This window comes from Bacillus sp. EB V-12, from assembly GCF_056158125.1.
Genome location: NZ_JBUXJL010000001.1, coordinates 111,413 through 127,838, shown reverse-complemented (window position 1 = coordinate 127,838; position 16,426 = coordinate 111,413). Strand labels below are relative to the sequence as shown.

16 protein-coding genes, 3 pseudogenes and 2 other annotated features are annotated in these 16,426 nt (G+C 37.1%); of the genes and pseudogenes, 9 read left to right on the top strand and 10 right to left on the bottom strand.

Translation table 11 applies throughout. The features are described from left to right. Positions 1 to 99: 99 nt before the first annotated feature. From ACZDYH_RS00685 to ACZDYH_RS00670, 4 genes and pseudogenes are all read left to right on the top strand, one after another. Positions 100 to 369: pseudogene (locus ACZDYH_RS00685) on the top strand (hypothetical protein). Further along, positions 366 to 599 (top strand): hypothetical protein, encoded by a 234-nt coding sequence (locus ACZDYH_RS00680; protein WP_102956008.1) that lies wholly within the window; start codon positions 366 to 368, stop codon positions 597 to 599. Before ACZDYH_RS00685 ends, ACZDYH_RS00680 begins: the two are co-directional and overlap by 4 nt. Positions 600 to 687: 88 nt before the next feature. Then, positions 688 to 1,089 (top strand): IS200/IS605 family transposase, encoded by a 402-nt coding sequence (gene tnpA, locus ACZDYH_RS00675; RefSeq protein WP_000606465.1) that lies wholly within the window; start codon positions 688 to 690, stop codon positions 1,087 to 1,089. A 5-nt stretch (positions 1,090 to 1,094) separates the two neighbouring features. Further along, a complete protein-coding gene (locus tag ACZDYH_RS00670) occupies positions 1,095 to 2,174 on the top strand; it encodes an RNA-guided endonuclease InsQ/TnpB family protein (RefSeq protein ID WP_000084138.1) in 1,080 nt (359 codons plus the stop codon). A 271-nt stretch (positions 2,175 to 2,445) separates the two neighbouring features. On the opposite strand, the gene ACZDYH_RS00665 is transcribed toward ACZDYH_RS00670, so the two are convergent. From ACZDYH_RS00665 to ACZDYH_RS00645, 5 genes are all read right to left on the bottom strand, one after another. Then, complete coding sequence (locus tag ACZDYH_RS00665; protein WP_000039589.1) at positions 2,446 to 2,580, bottom strand: YuzL family protein; 135 nt, start codon at positions 2,578 to 2,580, stop codon at positions 2,446 to 2,448. Between the two features lie 92 nt (positions 2,581 to 2,672). Further along, the gene (gene asnS, locus ACZDYH_RS00660) at positions 2,673 to 4,064 is read right to left on the bottom strand and encodes an asparagine--tRNA ligase (protein ID WP_102956007.1); all 1,392 of its coding nucleotides are present in this window, start codon (positions 4,062 to 4,064) and stop codon (positions 2,673 to 2,675) included. 52 nt (positions 4,065 to 4,116) lie between these two features. Then, positions 4,117 to 4,368 (bottom strand) — a binding site (T-box leader). 154 nt (positions 4,369 to 4,522) lie between these two features. Beyond that, complete coding sequence (gene pheT, locus ACZDYH_RS00655) at positions 4,523 to 6,943, bottom strand: phenylalanine--tRNA ligase subunit beta (RefSeq protein ID WP_000498186.1); 2,421 nt, start codon at positions 6,941 to 6,943, stop codon at positions 4,523 to 4,525. Between the two features lie 18 nt (positions 6,944 to 6,961). After that, positions 6,962 to 7,996 carry a phenylalanine--tRNA ligase subunit alpha gene (pheS, locus tag ACZDYH_RS00650; RefSeq protein WP_000388222.1) on the bottom strand — a complete coding sequence of 345 codons (1,035 nt, stop codon included), beginning with the start codon at positions 7,994 to 7,996 and terminating at the stop codon, positions 6,962 to 6,964. 44 nt (positions 7,997 to 8,040) lie between these two features. After that, positions 8,041 to 8,269: a binding site (T-box leader), on the bottom strand. Between the two features lie 48 nt (positions 8,270 to 8,317). Further along, positions 8,318 to 9,115 carry a TrmH family RNA methyltransferase gene (locus ACZDYH_RS00645; protein ID WP_025690714.1) on the bottom strand — a complete coding sequence of 266 codons (798 nt, stop codon included), beginning with the start codon at positions 9,113 to 9,115 and terminating at the stop codon, positions 8,318 to 8,320. Between the two features lie 82 nt (positions 9,116 to 9,197). On the opposite strand from ACZDYH_RS00645, the gene sspI reads away from it, so the two are divergent. The 4 genes and pseudogenes from sspI to ACZDYH_RS00625 form a co-directional block, all read left to right on the top strand. Then, positions 9,198 to 9,407 carry a small acid-soluble spore protein SspI gene (sspI, locus tag ACZDYH_RS00640; protein ID WP_000009509.1) on the top strand — a complete coding sequence of 70 codons (210 nt, stop codon included), beginning with the start codon at positions 9,198 to 9,200 and terminating at the stop codon, positions 9,405 to 9,407. 176 nt (positions 9,408 to 9,583) lie between these two features. Further along, positions 9,584 to 10,141 (top strand): HD domain-containing protein, encoded by a 558-nt coding sequence (locus ACZDYH_RS00635; RefSeq protein ID WP_000554786.1) that lies wholly within the window; start codon positions 9,584 to 9,586, stop codon positions 10,139 to 10,141. A gap of 74 nt (positions 10,142 to 10,215) precedes the next feature. Next, positions 10,216 to 10,296, top strand: a pseudogene (locus ACZDYH_RS00630) (CPBP family intramembrane glutamic endopeptidase); the annotation flags it as partial. 58 nt (positions 10,297 to 10,354) lie between these two features. Continuing rightward, positions 10,355 to 10,510 (top strand): annotated as a pseudogene (locus tag ACZDYH_RS00625) (DNA-binding protein); the annotation flags it as partial. Positions 10,511 to 10,547: 37 nt separating this feature from the next. Here ACZDYH_RS00625 and ACZDYH_RS00620 read toward each other — a convergent pair. Together ACZDYH_RS00620 and ACZDYH_RS00615 are read right to left on the bottom strand one after the other, a co-directional pair. After that, positions 10,548 to 12,347: a DHA2 family efflux MFS transporter permease subunit gene (locus tag ACZDYH_RS00620; RefSeq protein WP_166694773.1), complete on the bottom strand. Its 1,800-nt coding sequence runs from the start codon at positions 12,345 to 12,347 to the stop codon at positions 10,548 to 10,550. Between the two features lie 12 nt (positions 12,348 to 12,359). Then, positions 12,360 to 13,013, bottom strand: coding sequence for an HlyD family secretion protein (locus ACZDYH_RS00615; protein ID WP_001071419.1), 654 nt, complete (start codon positions 13,011 to 13,013; stop codon positions 12,360 to 12,362). Positions 13,014 to 13,309: 296 nt separating this feature from the next. Between ACZDYH_RS00615 and ACZDYH_RS00610 the strand changes: the two genes are divergently transcribed. After that, entirely contained in the window at positions 13,310 to 13,927 is a 618-nt protein-coding gene (locus ACZDYH_RS00610; protein ID WP_000023660.1) for a TetR/AcrR family transcriptional regulator, read from the top strand. Positions 13,928 to 13,966: 39 nt separating this feature from the next. Here the strand turns inward: ACZDYH_RS00610 and ACZDYH_RS00605 are convergent, their stop codons facing one another. From ACZDYH_RS00605 to rplT, 3 genes are all read right to left on the bottom strand, one after another. Next, positions 13,967 to 15,052: a M42 family metallopeptidase gene (locus ACZDYH_RS00605; RefSeq protein WP_000163555.1), complete on the bottom strand. Its 1,086-nt coding sequence runs from the start codon at positions 15,050 to 15,052 to the stop codon at positions 13,967 to 13,969. Between the two features lie 70 nt (positions 15,053 to 15,122). Beyond that, positions 15,123 to 15,614, bottom strand: coding sequence for a dUTP diphosphatase (locus ACZDYH_RS00600; protein ID WP_000365050.1), 492 nt, complete (start codon positions 15,612 to 15,614; stop codon positions 15,123 to 15,125). Between the two features lie 442 nt (positions 15,615 to 16,056). Beyond that, complete coding sequence (rplT, locus tag ACZDYH_RS00595; RefSeq protein ID WP_001138362.1) at positions 16,057 to 16,413, bottom strand: 50S ribosomal protein L20; 357 nt, start codon at positions 16,411 to 16,413, stop codon at positions 16,057 to 16,059. Positions 16,414 to 16,426 lie beyond the last annotated feature (13 nt).

The following is a 16,426-nucleotide window of genomic DNA, read 5'->3' as shown; positions in this document are numbered from 1 at the left end:
AGCCTACAAACTCCTGTTTTTGTTTCATCCTACTATTGTCCTTATAGTTTTGTTATAATTATAATATACAGATTATTCTAACATAGGAGGAGATCTACATTGCTACTTCTACAAATGATTCTAAATATTTTACTAGGTGATCCACATGAAAGACAGTTCGAAATTAGAGAAAACATTCAGCTACTAAGTGAACAACGAGCGTTCAACGATTTAATAGAGCGTTATGGTTGATCTTTCTTATTAAACTTTCGAATTCGAAGATTTATCGGGAAACACGATGCCCGCTTGTTAATACATAATCCAGCAAAACTACAACACTTCTGTGAGGAACTTGAATGTATGATTAGAAAAAGAAGGTATTTCATATGAACGCTGTAAAAGTTAAAAAGATATTATATGTTTTCGTACACATCGTAGGCCCACTTTCTTACTTCACTATTTCTACCATTTGGGGAGCTTTTTTCACTACTAAATCTACATTTGAAAATATATCTGATAATCTTGGCGTGATGGCCATCTATTACAGCCCTTTCCGAACGGGAAAGCCCATCGCCTTTAGGCATGGGATGAAAGTGAGGTTGGATACGGAGTACCACTAAAAATCGCTAAGTTTGTGGTACTTTAAGTATTCAAAATATTGGTATCTTTTGTGGTGTAGTTTAAAAGTAAAACTGATACAATGTGAATATGATAAATGATTATAGAAGAACCAAAACAACTGTGTCATTAATTAACTACCATTTTGTGTTTTGCCCGCGATACAGAAGAAAGATTTTTCTTAACACAAAAGTAGAAGAACGTTTCAAAGAGTTGGTTCAAGAAATATGCGGAGAAATGGATGTTGCTATTGTCGCAATGGAATGCGACAAAGACCACGTTCACTTGTTCTTAAATACACTACCAACACTTAGTCCTGCTGACACAATGGCGAAAATTAAAGGAGTGACATCGAAGCGTTTGAGAGGAGAGTTTCCTCATCTTCAACACTTGCCAAGTCTATGGACACGTTCCTATTTTGTTTCTACTGCTGGAAATGTATCGACTGAGACAATTAAACAGTATGTTGAAAATCAAAAGACGAGGGGGTGAAAATTGTGTCACAAACAATCACAGTCAAAGTTAAATTGCTTCCAACAAAAGAACAAATTCAGTTATTGGAACAAAGTAGCTATGAGTATATCAAAGTCATTAATACACTTGTATCTGAAATGGCTGAAGCGAAGAAGGGCACTAAGAAAAGTACAAAAGATGTTGAAGCGAATCTTCCAAGCGCAGTGAAGAACCAAGCAATTAAAGACGCTAAAAGTGTGTTTTCTACAAAGGTGAAAAAAAGTAAATACAAAGTTATTCCGATTCTAAAGAGACCTGTTTGTGTATGGAACAATCAAAACTATTCGTTTGACTTCACGCACATTTCAGTTCCACTCATGGTAAATGGAAAATCAACTCGCTTAAAGGTTCGTGCTTTATTAACTGATAAATATAATCGCAATTTTAATTTGTTAACACACAAGTTAGGTACACTTCGTATCACGAAGAAATCTAATAAGTGGATTGCTCAAATATCTGTCACAATTCCTACAAATGAAAAAACAGGAACAAAGATTTTAGGGGTAGATTTAGGTCTTAAAGTCCCTGCGGTAGCCATCACAGACGATGAGAAAGTTCGTTTCTTCGGCAATGGTAGACAAAACAAATATATGAAACGTAAGTTTCGTAGTGTTCGTAAGAAGTTAGGTGAAAATAAGAAATTAAATGCCATTCGACAACTTGATGATAAAGAACAAAGATGGATGCAAGACCAAGACCACAAAGTAAGTCGTGAAATCATTGACTTTGCAACCGATAATAACATTTCTGTTATTCGTTTAGAACAACTAACGAATATTAGACAGACGGCAAGAACAAGCCGTAAAAACGAGAAAAATCTACACACTTGGTCATTCTATCGTTTAGCACAATTCATTGAATACAAAGCGAATTTAGTTGGTATTAAGGTAGAATATGTGAACCCTGCTTATACAAGTCAAACATGTCCGAAATGTTCTGAAAAGAACAAAGCACCAGACAGAAAATACAAGTGCCGATGTGGATTTGAGAAACATCGTGATATTGTTGGGGCGATGAATATTCGCTACGCAACTGTGATTGATGGTAACAGTCAATCAGCCTAAGATGCTATACGCACTGTCTTAGGAGGGGCAATGAGATGCCCTCATCTTGAAGTCTGTTCAAAACAGAAATGGACTGCGAACGTTTAGTCATTCAAGAATCCCACCCGTCAATCCGTAAGGATTAGGGCTTGCGACTTTAGTCGTGGGAGTCTCAATGTGGTTTTTCTATTTCGATCGATTAGACAAGGATGTAGATAACATTACAAAAGAGATTCATGATAAAAAGATGTAACACATAAAAAGGAGAGTCGCCAAGACTCTCCTTTTTATGTTAGCTTTGTTTCTGCTTCTTATTAGATGAAGATACTTTATGAGAACCTGTTTCATGTGTTGTCGTTCCTTGTCCTTCTACTTCTGGAGAACCTAGGCCCGATCTCGAATGATCTTTTTTCACTTTTTTACTCATTTATATTCACCCCTTCGCGTTACTTTTTGCTACAGGAGAATAAACTATACAAAATAAAAAGCGAGAGGAAATCCTCTCGCTTTTTTCATATTTTAGAACTCAGAAGAACCTGGAGTTCTTGGGAATGGAATTACGTCACGGATGTTAGCCATGCCAGTGATGTACATTAGGAAGCGCTCGAAACCTAGACCGAATCCAGCGTGTTTTGTACCGCCGTATTTTCTAAGTTCTAAGTACCACCAGTAGTCCTCTTCGTTCATACCTAATTCTTTAATTCTGTCTACTAAAACGTCCATTCTTTCTTCACGTTGACTTCCGCCGATTAATTCGCCGATGCCAGGAACTAGAAGGTCAGTAGCAGCTACTGTTTTACCGTCTTCATTCAAACGCATGTAGAATGCTTTAATGTCTTTCGGATAGTCAGTTACGAATACAGGGCGTTTGAAGATTTCTTCTGATAAGTATCTTTCGTGCTCTGTTTGTAAGTCAATTCCCCATTCTACTGGGTATTTGAAGTCAGCACCTGATTCTTGAAGTACTTTAATTGCTTCTGTATAAGTGATGCGACCGAAGTCAGAGTTGATTACGTTGTTCATACGCTCTAGAACTGTTTTATCAACGAAGCTGTTGAAGAATTCCATTTCTTCTGGTGCATGCTCTAATACGTATTTCATTGCATATTTCAGCATATCTTCTGTAAGGTTCATTACGTCACCTAGTTCAGCGAATGCAATCTCAGGCTCAACCATCCAGAACTCGGCAGCGTGGCGAGTTGTGTTTGAGTTTTCTGCACGGAATGTAGGTCCGAATGTGTATACATCACGGAATGCTAATGCATAAGCTTCAGCGTTCAGCTGTCCACTTACTGTTAAGTTTGTTTCTTTGCCGAAGAAGTCTTTTGTTTCATCAACTTGTCCGTCTTCGCCTTTTGGTACGTTGTTTAAATCTTGCGTTGTTACGCGGAACATTTCGCCTGCACCTTCTGTATCACTACCAGTGATGATTGGCGTGTGAACATGTACGAATCCACGCTCTTGGAAGAATTGGTGAATCGCAAATGCTGCGATAGAACGTACGCGGAACGTTGCAGAGAATGCATTTGTTCTTGGACGTAAGTGAGCGATTGTACGTAAGTATTCAAACGTATGACGCTTCTTTTGAAGTGGGTAATCAGAATCTGATAAGCCCTCGATATCAATTTTTTCTGCTTTAATTTCAAATGGTTGCTTCGCTCCAGGCGTTGCAATTACTTTACCTTCTACTTTAACTGAAGAGCTAAGTGGAAGTTTTGCAATTTCTTTGAAGTTATCTAATTCTGTATCGAAAACGATTTGAACGCTTTTGAAGAAGCTACCGTCGTTTAATTCGATGAAACCAAATGCTTTTGAATCACGTAAGTTACGAATCCACCCTGATACTTGTACTGTTTGACCTGCGTATTTATCTGTATCTCTATACAGACTTTTTACTAATGTGTTTTCCATAGTGAAATTCTCCTTTGCTGATATATTTAAATACAAAAAAACCTTTCATCCATAAAGGGACGAAAGGTTAAACTTCGCGGTACCACCCAATTTGTCATAAAGACCAACTTTAACTCGTATGTAATACATACTTCCCGGTTTGTAACAGGCCGGATTCCCGTCTAAGTCTACTCTTGAATACAAGATTCAATTTCGGTTAGCAACTCCAAGGTGTTCTTCACATATACCGCCTCATCAGGCTCTCACCGTCCCTGACTCGCTTTGGATTATAGTATATACTACTTTTCCTTATCATCGTCTTTCATTTTGTTAAACTAAAATTAATGTACTACATTCGAGAGAAAGATGCAAGGTGTCGGAAAATATATGAGCGATTTTTGTGATATATCGACTTACCGACAGTGTCCGACAACCAATCCAATAAAAAAATTGCCGGAATATATCCGGCAATTTTCTAATTACTTACGTAACTCCGCACCGAATTTCTCTTCTACCGTTGTTAGTACACGGTTATGTGCTTCTGTTACTTCTTCGTCTGTTAATGTACGTTCTGCATCGAAGTAAGTCATAGAGAATGCAAGTGATTTCTTGCCTTCTTCCATTTTTTCACCTTCGTATAAGTCAAATAATGTTACATCTTTCAGAAGTTCTCCGCCAGCTTCAGCAATGACTTGCTTCATTTCACCAGCTTTTGTTTCTTTTGTTACTACAACAGCCATGTCACGTGTCATAGATGGGAAACGTGGAATTGCTGCGTAGTAAGTTTCTTCAGCGTCTGCACCGAATACTTTTACAAGAGATAATTCAAATACGAATGTATTTTTCACATCTAATTGTTTTTCTGCTTCTGGGTGCAATTGACCGATGAAACCAATTACTTCGCCATCTAATACGATGTCAGCTGTACGTCCTGGGTGCATACCTTCACGTTTTGCTGGTGCATATGTGATTTGGTTTGCAACGCCAAGTACGTCGAATAGTCCTTCTAGTACACCTTTCACAACGAAGAAATCTACTACTTTCTTCTCACCTTGCCATGCATGGTGAAGAGCAAGACCTGTCATAACACCTGCAAGATGTTGTTCTTCTTTCGGAAGTTCTCCTTCTTCTGTCGGTAAGAAGATAGAACCTACTTCGTATAAAGCAACGCTGTCGTTTTTACGAGCGACATTGTATGAAACTGCTTCTAGTAATTGCGGTACTAAGCTTAAACGAAGTTGGCTACGTTCTTCACTCATTGGAAGTGCAAGACCTACAGGCGCCTTTTCGTTTGGCTCAACCATATATTGTTTCGCTTTGTCAGCGCTTGTTAATGAATACGTGATTGCTTCATATAAACCAGCACCCTCTAAGAAGCGGCGTACTTTACGACGTTTCGTTTGTGCTGATGTTAATTTACCACGAGTCATCGTTCCAGAAGGTAATGTAACTGGAATGTGGTCATAACCGTATAGACGGCCCACTTCTTCTACTAAGTCTTCTGAAATTGTAATATCAGGACGACGTGCTGGTACATTTACATGGAATGTTCCTTCTACTTCTGTGAATGGGAATTTCAAGTTTGTGAACATTGTACCCATTTCACTCGCAGAAATATTTGTACCTAATACACGGTTTACTTTTTCAGCAGTAACAGATACTGTACGCTCTTGTACTTGTAAGTTGTCAGCTTCTACTACACCTTCAAGTGCTTCACCGCCAGCATATTTCGCCATTAAAGCAGCTGCGTGTTGAATTGCTTCAAATGTACGTGTTGGGTCGATTCCTTTTTCGAAACGTGCACTTGATTCACTACGAAGACCTAAGTCTTTTGATGTACGACGTACTGTTTGACCTGCAAAGTATGCAGACTCAATTAGAACGTTTACTGTCTCATTTGTAACTTCAGAATCCGCCCCGCCCATTACACCAGCAACAGCTAAAGCTTTCGTGCCGTTTGTAATTACAAGGTGGTGGCTTTGTAATGTACGCTCTTGATCATCTAACGTTTCAATTTTTTCGCCTTCTTTTGCAAGACGAACAACGATTTCTTTTGAACCTAATTTATCGTAATCGAATGCATGTAACGGTTGACCGTATTCCATTAAAATGTAGTTTGTAATATCAACTACGTTGCTAATTGGACGAATGCCAGCTGCCATAAGACGAGTTTGCATCCACATTGGTGATGGACCAATCTTTACGTTTTTAACCATTTTTGCAATGTATAATGGGTTTTCTTCTTTCGCTTCTACACTTACAGAAATATAATCAGAAGTTTTTTCTGCTGTTTCTTGTAAGTCGATAGCTGGAAGTTTTACTTCGCGGCCATAAATAGCAGCTACTTCATATGCAACACCTAACATGTTTAAGCAATCTGCACGGTTTGGTGTTAACCCAAGCTCAAGTACTTCATCGTGTAAGTTTAAAATTTCAAGTGCATCTGCACCAACTTCAGCGTCACTTGGGAAGATAAAGATACCATCTGCGTATTCTTTTGAAACTAACTTTCCATCAATACCAAGCTCTTGAAGAGCACAAACCATACCGTGAGAAGCTTCACCGCGTAGTTTTGCTTTTTTGATTTTGAAGTTACCAGGAAGTACAGCTCCAACTTTTGCAACTGGTACTTTTAAACCTTTTGCAATGTTAGCAGCTCCACAAATAATTTGAACTGGCTCTTCTTCACCGATATCGATTAAGCATTTGCTTAATTTATCAGCTTCTGGGTGTTTTTCACATTCTAATACGTGACCAACTACAACACCTTTTACACCTTTATTTAATACTTCAACGCCTTCTACTTCAATACCACTTTTCGTGATTTTGTCTGCTAGTTCTTGTGCTGTTACATCTTTAATATCTACATACTCTTGTAACCAACGATATGATACGAACATACTTATCCTCTCCTTCCCTTACGCTCGTTTGAATTGTTGTAAGAAACGTACATCATTTGTATAGAAATGACGAATGTCATCTACTCCGTATTTCAACATTGCGATACGCTCTGCGCCCATACCGAATGCGAAACCTTGATATTCTTTTGAATCATAACCAGCCATTTCAAGTACGTTCGGGTGAACCATACCTGCGCCTAGAATTTCAATCCAGCCAGTTCCTTTACAAGTGCCGCAACCTTTGCCATGACACATCATACAAGAAATATCCATCTCTACAGATGGCTCTGTGAATGGGAAGAAACTTGGACGAAGACGGATTTCACGATCTTCACCGAACATCTTTTTCACGAATACTTGCAGTGTACCTTTTAAGTCACTCATACGAATGTTTTTATCAATTACAAGACCTTCAATTTGCATGAACTGATGTGAGTGCGTCGCATCGTCGTCATCACGGCGATACACTTTACCAGGACAAATAATTTTGATTGGGCCTTTTTCTTTATTATTTTCCATCGTACGTGCTTGCACAGAAGATGTATGTGTACGTAGTAACGTTTCTTCTGTAATGTAGAATGTATCTTGCATATCACGCGCTGGGTGATCTTTCGGTAAGTTTAGTGCTTCGAAGTTGTAGTAGTCTTTTTCTACTTCTGTTCCTTCAGCTACTTCATAACCCATACCGATGAATACATCTTCAATTTGTTCAACAACAGCTGTTAATGGATGGTGGCAACCTGTTTCAACAGGACGACCTGGCAATGTAACATCAATTGTTTCAGTAGCTAGTTTCGCTTCGATTACTGCTTTTTCTAAGTTACTAATTTTGTCTTCTAGACGCGTTTGAATCGCTTCACGTACTTCATTTACTAATGCTCCCATACGTGGACGCTCTTCTGCTGATAATTTTCCCATGCCGCGTAATACTTCTGTAATTGGGCCTTTTTTTCCTAAATACGCTACGCGTACGTCGTTTAAGCCCTTTAGCTCTTTCGCTTCTTCAATAAGCTCTAACGCTTTTTGCTTTAGCTCTTTTAAACGTGCTTCCATTTTGGAACCCTCCTAATTTTAAAAATAAAAAAACCTCGCTCCCAAAAAGGGACGAGGTAAATTCGCGGTACCACCCTAAATTGACAGAACAAGTCTGCCCACTCATTAGTTATAACGATCAATTCTGACCGGAACGCCTTTACATATACATGGTCCTGGCGTCAACTCCAGAGGTGAATTCACTTCCGTCTACCATAAGAATGCTTTCAGTCTACGGCACTCTCTCCCTATATGGCGATTTTGTAAGTTACTCTTCTCTATCAACGTTTTTCGTTATTTAACTTTTAATATAATGTACTTCAACTTATTATAAGAAGTTTTTTATTTGTTCGCAACCGGGCTTTGCAAATAATACGTTAAAATCCCTGCTGCAACCGCAACATTTAATGATTCTGCCCCGCCGTAAATCGGAATATACAAGTTTTGATCCGTTTTTGCAAGAATTTCTTGGCGTACGCCATTTCCTTCATTTCCTACAATTAATGCAAAACTGCCAGCCGGCGTTACTTCACCATACGGAACTCCATTTTCAAGAGCTGTTCCATATACAGGAACGTTATTTTCTTTTAACTTGTCTACCCATTCTTCTAAGTTCCCTTTTACAATTGGCAAGTGGAAAATAGAGCCTTGTGTAGAGCGGAGTACTTTACTATTGTAAACATCAACACAACCTTCTCCAAGCACAACGGCGTGAATACCAGCTGCATCAGCTGTACGAATAATTGTTCCTAAATTACCTGGGTCTTGCAGGCCATCTAATAAAAGGAATTTCCCATCAGTAAGAGCTACTTCTTTCTCACGCTTCTCACAAACAGCAAATACACCTTGCGTCGTTTCTGTTTCACGAAGTATTTTTACAATCGCCTCAGGTACGATGTACATTTCCACATCATTAACTGTCCAATCTTTCGGAAGGTCTGTCTGATCTGAAACGATAAGTTCTGTTACAATCCCTGTCTTCAAAGCTTCCTCGACTAAGTGGAATCCTTCTACAAAAAATAAACCTTTTTTATCGCGTTCTTTTTTCGTTTGCAGCTTTTTCCACTGCTTTACACGCGGATTTTGTACTGAATCAATGTTTTTCATAATATGTATTTCCCTCTCTTCTTGTCTTATCATTATAGCCTATTTTTCATACATATTTACATAAAAAAGAACAAAAACTAACGTCAGTTTCAATTCTGAAGAAGAGGTGAAAGCAATGAGTTTTAATTTACGCGGTGCCGTATTAGCGAATGTATCTGGAAATTCACAAGATCAATTACAAGAAACAATCGTCGATGCAATTCAAAGCGGTGAAGAAAAAATGCTTCCAGGTCTTGGCGTTTTATTTGAAGTCATTTGGAAAAACGCTGATGAAAATGAAAAGCACGAAATGTTAGAAACACTAGAGCAAGGATTAAAAAAATAAGCAATTTGAAAATCACCTTTGCATAAGCTAAGGTGATTTTTTTGCAGAAAATTTTTTTCTTCTCCTAAACATTTCTACTTTACTAACGAACTATGATGGAGTACAATGTTCAAAATACATTTAAACCGATCGATTTTTCTTCATATACACCATAAGATAAAAGGAGTGAATGTTTTATGCACCGTATTACGCTTGAACAAATTTTTAAACACCACATTACACAAAAATACGTAAACCGTTCTGGAATGGTCCACGCGATTGCTGTCGCTTACCATGCGTTTCACCTAGCCAAAAAGCATCACGCCTCAGTCGATGCTGCCACAAAAGCTGGCTTCCTTCATGATATCGGGCATCATACGTGGTACACAGGCGGCGAATGGGATTATGACTTATATAAAAAGAATGATATCCATGCAATTAAAGGCGCTGAAAGAGCACATAAATTACTTATTAGATTAGGAGAACATCCAAAACTAGCAAAAGAAATTTCTATTGCAATTCTTCTTCATACAGATTCTTTCTTAGTGGAACAAGAAATTGAAAGAACATCTCTTCAAAATATTATTAAATGGGCAGACGAAGCAGATGAAGAACCGGGCGGAGCGCATCATTATCGAACAATTTCTTATGAAAAAGCACTTAAAGCAATTCAGCAATTAGATCGATTGGTAGAGCGTGAATTGCAAATAGAGCAAGCAAAATTGAATAACAAGACAGAACATAGTTATCAATGAGAAAGAGGCATCACTACAGGGTGATACCTCTTTTATTATTTTATGAAAAATACACCTTTATATGTAATATTTAAATATTACGCCTGAAAACAAAATCCATTATTCCAGCTATGTTATTTCATATTATGAATAATATGTTAGCATTCTTAGGATAAAGAGAGGTATCATGATGATACCTCTCTTTACTCTTTTTATAACAACTTCTTTATACTAATTTTAATTTCTTTAATTGTCTTATTAGCGAGGATAAATGGATTACAAGCACAATGTAAAAGTATACACAACATAGGATTTATTATTTTTACTGCCGGACTACTGGGGGTTATTTTCTGGGTTCTCATGTCTGCAGGTGATTCATTCTATATCTAATTGAATCCTTGTATAAGAAAACAAAAAAGCAGGGAAATTAATTCCCTGCTTTTCTATTTGGTTTATTGCCTGATGGTAAGAAGAACGATAACACCCAAGCGATACCTGCTAGTATCGTTGCGATTAAGAAGGCATCGTTAATACCGTTAATTGCAGATAGCTTTGAAATTTGTCCATATAATAGTTGTGTGCTCATCGCGTCTCCTGCTTGAGCTGATCCAGCTAAGGCCGCTAAACTTTGCCCCATGCCGTGTATTTTATCAACTAAAATTGGGTTTGATGTTGTTAACATGTTGCCGTAATCTGCTACGTGAGCAGTCGTTTGTTGCGTCATAAGTGTAATTAAAATAGCTGTTCCGATTGAACCCGCTACTTGTCTTGAGGTATTTTGCGTTGCTGTACCGTGAGAAATTAATTTCATCGGCAGCGCGTTCATACCAGCTGTCATAATTGGCATCATAATGAATGACATACCAATTGAACGTATAATATAATCCGTCATAATAACGCTATACGGCGTATCCATCGATAATTTTGTAAATTCATATGTCGCATAAGTCGTAATTGCCAATCCAATTATCGCTAATGGACGAATGCCATATTTATCGAATAATTTACCCGCTACTGGTCCCATGATCCCCATAATTAATGATCCTGGAAGAAGTAGTAAACCAGATTCAATTGGCGTAAAGCCACGAATGTTTTGCAGATATACTGGAAGCAATAACATACCTCCGAATAATGCCATCGTAACGATTGCGTTAATTACTAAAGTAAAAGTAAATACTGGATATTTAAATACTTGTAAATCAAGCATTTTATTGTCCGTTGTTAACTCTCTCCAAATAAATAACGCTAAACCAATTACACCGATAATAAGTGAAATAACAACTTCTGCACTAGTCCAACTATTATTTCCAGCTTCACTAAATCCGTACAATAAGCTTCCTAGTCCAATACTTGAACTAACCACACCGAATATATCTAATTTCGTTTTAGACACTGGCTGAGCTAGTGTAAAGAATTTTAAAGATAGGAACGTAATAATTAAACCGATAATAAACATCGCATAGAACATTAAGTTCCAGCTATAGTTTTCAATCACCCAACCTGTTACAGTTGGTCCGATAGCTGGTGCTAAAATCATTGCTACACCTAGTAATCCCATCGCCGCTCCGCGTTTATGAGGCGGGAATAACGTCATGAAGATATTCATACCAACCGGCATTAAAATACCCGCACCAACAGCTTGAATTACGCGACCTGTCATCATCATTGTAAAGTTTCCTGAAGTAGCACAAATGATAGATCCTACCGTGAAGAATAACATTGCTGCTACGAATAATTTACGATACGTAAATCGTGAAACTAAAAAGGCACTAATCGGTACTAAAATACCATTTACAAGCATGAAGCCTGTAATTAACCATTGTGCTGTTGAAGTTGATACATTAAATTCATTCATTAACGGAGGTAATGCAACATTAATGATTGTTTGGTTTAAAATAGAAACGAACATGCCTAGAATTAATACAGCTACAACTGCTTTTACGTTCACATTCTCTACAGGCATAGACATTTGTTTTTTCGGCACTTCTTTTTCTTGTTTTACTTCTTCTTGCTTTCCTGTTTCTAACTCAACTACATTAGAAATTTCCGATTCTTGCTTTCGTTCAATTTCTTTCTCTTCTGTTTCAACTTTACTTACTTCTATTTTACTTACGGCTGGGACTTGTTCTTCTCCCATTTTCGTTTTTTTCTTTCGTAAAAGACGATTTACAAGGAAGAAGACGATTATACAAAATAGTGCATATCCTGCAATTACAATTGAGGACATCTCATCTCCCCCTTACTTATGAATACGAACTGTCACATTCATGCCAGGAACAATATTTACTGATTTGCTATGATCTAAAGAAATTTTAACTGGTACTACTTGTGTTACTTTCGTATAGTTCGCTGTTGCGTTGCTTGATGGCAACATAGAGAATGTATTCGCTGTTGTTAAGCCAACTTGTTCTACTTTTCCTGTTAACGTTGTATCTGGGTATGCATCTACATACACATCTACATCTTGACCTTTTTGAACATCATCAACATCTGTTTCTTCAATGTTTGCTGTTACCCATAAATTGTTCATATCAAATGCATAAGCAATCGGGCTACCTGCTCCAACGAAAGCATTTGTTGTCGCGTTTGATTGTACAACTGTTGCATTTTGTGGAATTGTTACATCTACTGTTTGTTCTCCATTAGCTGCCGCTACAGTAACAGTACCTAATTTATCGTTCTCATTATAATTTTTTCCTACTTCAGCTTTCCAGTCAGTTAGTTTACCTGCTACTGGTGAAGCAACCGGAATTACCTTTCCATCAATCTTTGCATTGTCTGTTTTTAAGTAATTTTCCGTTTGATTGTAATAGTAATAACCGCCAATACCGCCGCCAACTAGTACAATTAATGTGATAATGTTGATAATTACCATTCTCCGAAACTGATTCATTGCATTCCTCTCCTTATATCGCATATAATTTTTTTCTAAACTATTTATGTCCTTATTGTTTAGATTGTTTAATTGTTAATTATATTAACCTTTTAACAAAAAAATCACACCATCTGCAGCGTAAATCGAAACTTATCTACCTGCGAGCGGTGCTGATTTCTGAAGGACTATCGTTTATAATTATAAATAATTATTTTGAATCTACAACCGACAATTTACGTATGAAATGTTGCTTAAACAACAATATAATACCAATATGTTGTTTAAGTATAGAAAATTAAACGAGGAGAAGGAAAATGTCTATTAAAAATACAAATGATCCACGTGTAAAGCGAACGAGACAACTCATTCAGGATGCTTTTGTCGCTTTAGTAGGCGAAAAAGGCTTTGAAAATGTAACTGTTCAACATATCGCAGAACGCGCTCCTGTAAATCGCGCTACATTTTATAGCCATTACCATGATAAATATGACCTATTAGACAAAAGCATTGAAGAAATGTTAGAGAAGCTAGCAGAAGTAATTAAACCGAAAAATAGAAATAAAGAGGATTTTCAACTTACATTTGATTCACCTCATCCTACATTTTTGGCTTTATTCGAACATATCGCAGAAAATGTAAACTTTTATAACGTTATGCTTGGGGATAAAGCTGCCGGAAACTACTCTTATAAAATGATGAAAACAATACAAGTGCATTTAACATTAAGCTTGTCTATTTCACAACCAGATGATGAAGATCTTATGGTTCCTCGTGATATTTTGATTAGTTATGTGACAGGGGCTCACATCGGAATGATTATGTCATGGTTAAAAAAAGGAATGATATATACCCCACATTTTATGGCGATGCAATTAACTCGTTTAATTATTTTAGGTGCTCATACTGCAGCGGGATTAGAACGGCCTTTTTAAAACATAAAAAGCGAAGGAGAAGCTCCTTCGCTTTTTCTATTAATTAAATGTAATGTTATGTACAGCCTCTTTATCAAGACGTTTAATAACTTCTACAATTAACTTCACTGCATTTTCATAATCATCACGATGTAACATTGCCGCATGAGAATGGATATAGCGCGTTGCAATTGTAATTGCCATAGAAGGAATACCATTTACAGCAATGTGAATCGCACCCGCATCCGTTCCTCCGCCTGCTACTGAATCATATTGATACGGGATTTGTAATTCATCAGCAACATCAACTACGAAATCACGTAAACCTGTATGTCCAATAACAGAAGCATCATATAAAATGATTTGTGGTCCATCGCCCATTTTACTTTGTGCTTCTTTTGACGTTACACCCGGTGTATCTCCAGCGATACCAACATCTACTGCGAACGCGATATCTGGTTTAATATAATTCGCAGATGTTTTTGCGCCACGAAGACCAACTTCTTCTTGTACAGTTCCAACGCCATATACAACGTTTGGATGCTTTTCATCTTTTAATTGTTTTAATACGTCAATTGCAATTGCACAACCGATTCGGTTATCCCATGCTTTTGCAAGTAACATTTTTTCATTCTTCATCACTTGGAATTCAAAGTAAGGTACAACTTGATCTCCTGGTCGTACGCCCCACTCCATCGCTTCTTCTTGGCTAGAAGCACCGATATCGATGAACATGTCTTTAATTTCAACTGGCTTTTTACGAGCTTCTGGAGGTAAAATGTGCGGTGGTTTTGAACCAATTACACCTGTTACATCTCCTTTACGCGTTACAATCGTCACGCGTTGCGCAAGCATAACTTGTGACCACCAGCCACCAACCGTTTGGAAGCGAAGGAAACCTTTGTCATCGATTTGTGTAATCATAAATCCAACTTCATCTAAATGACCTGCAACCATAATTTTCGGGCCGTTTTCTTCCCCTACTTTTTTCGCAACTAAACTCCCTAAATTATCAGTAGAAAGTTCGTCCGCAAACGGCTCGATATATTTCTTCATTACTTCACGTGGTTCACGCTCGTTACCAGCAATACCACGTGCATCTGTTAATTCTTTTAGCATTGTCAATGTCGCGTCTAATTTTGTCATTGCCAACACCCTCCTTTTTCTTCAGTCAATTCATTATACAATAATTAAATTGAAATATTCAAAAATTAAATTAGTATCCTTGTGTTTGACGCTGATGATTTACTTCATTTTTATCTAAATATGCTTTTTCAATCTCTTCTTGTTCAAATTCAAGTGCTTGTCCAAGTCGAAGATAGCTCGTAAATAATTCAATATAATTTGTAATAGATGGTTGATCTGTAAAACGAATTACTTTCGCATATGTGTCTAAGAAAATTTCCACTTGTGTTTTATTCGTCTGTGCACATTTATAGAATAGGAAGTTTTTATCAATACCTAAATCAATTCCGATTGATAAAATAAAATGCAAACCATCTACGTATTCTTCTAATATTACTTCACGTTCTGATGCTGGTTTGTTGCTCCAATATTTAAAACAACGTGTTTCATTTGCAAGTTCTCCAATTTCTACAAGAAGAGCTAACATTTTTTCTTTTAATAATTTTTTCGGTTGTAAGTCATGTTCTTTTGCAATACGGTCATCTAATTCTTTTTGTAATTTAAATAGTTGTAGTAAGTCCATTCTATTGTCCTCCTCCAACATCGCATTTTACGCAACAATGTTGTTTCATCTCAAAGTTCATTATTATGTTTCAGTTCTTATGAATAAGTCAGCTATCTAACTCTTTATAAAATAGCTTGTCCTTAATTTACAAATACGTTTCAGTCATCGCTCTTAAATTGTTCATCTGATGAAAGTTCCATATCATCTTTCCATTATAGCAGTGTCGTTTCAGCTAGGAAAGATACTCTTCTTTCCAAACGGGCAGAATTGAAAAAAGCCAGGAGTATTCTCCTGACTTCATATGTATATTCTTCTATACTGCTATAACTTTTATATTGATTTTGTCATATTGATAACAACATAGCCGTTAATCTTTATAATTTCTTTCACTTCTAACTTCTATTTGAATACAAATAAAAAAACCTTAGAAGAAAATTCTTCTAAGGTTTCAACTAATTAATTAGTTAATGTTGTTTTTTGCAACTGTTGCTAATTCAGCGAAAGCTTTTTCGTCATGAACAGCTAAGTCAGCAAGCATCTTGCGGTTAACTTCGATGCCAGCATTTTTAAGACCGTGCATTAAGCGGCTGTAAGAAAGACCATTCATACGAGCTGCTGCGTTGATACGTGTAATCCATAATTTACGGAAGTCACGTTTCTTTTGACGGCGGTCACGGAATGCATACATTAGAGATTTCATAACCTGTTGGTTAGCAACCTTGAATAATGTATTTTTTGAACCGTAGTAACCTTTTGCTAATTTAATTACTTTTTTACGACGTTGACGAGTAACTGTACCACCTTTTACTCTTGGCATAATATTACCTCCT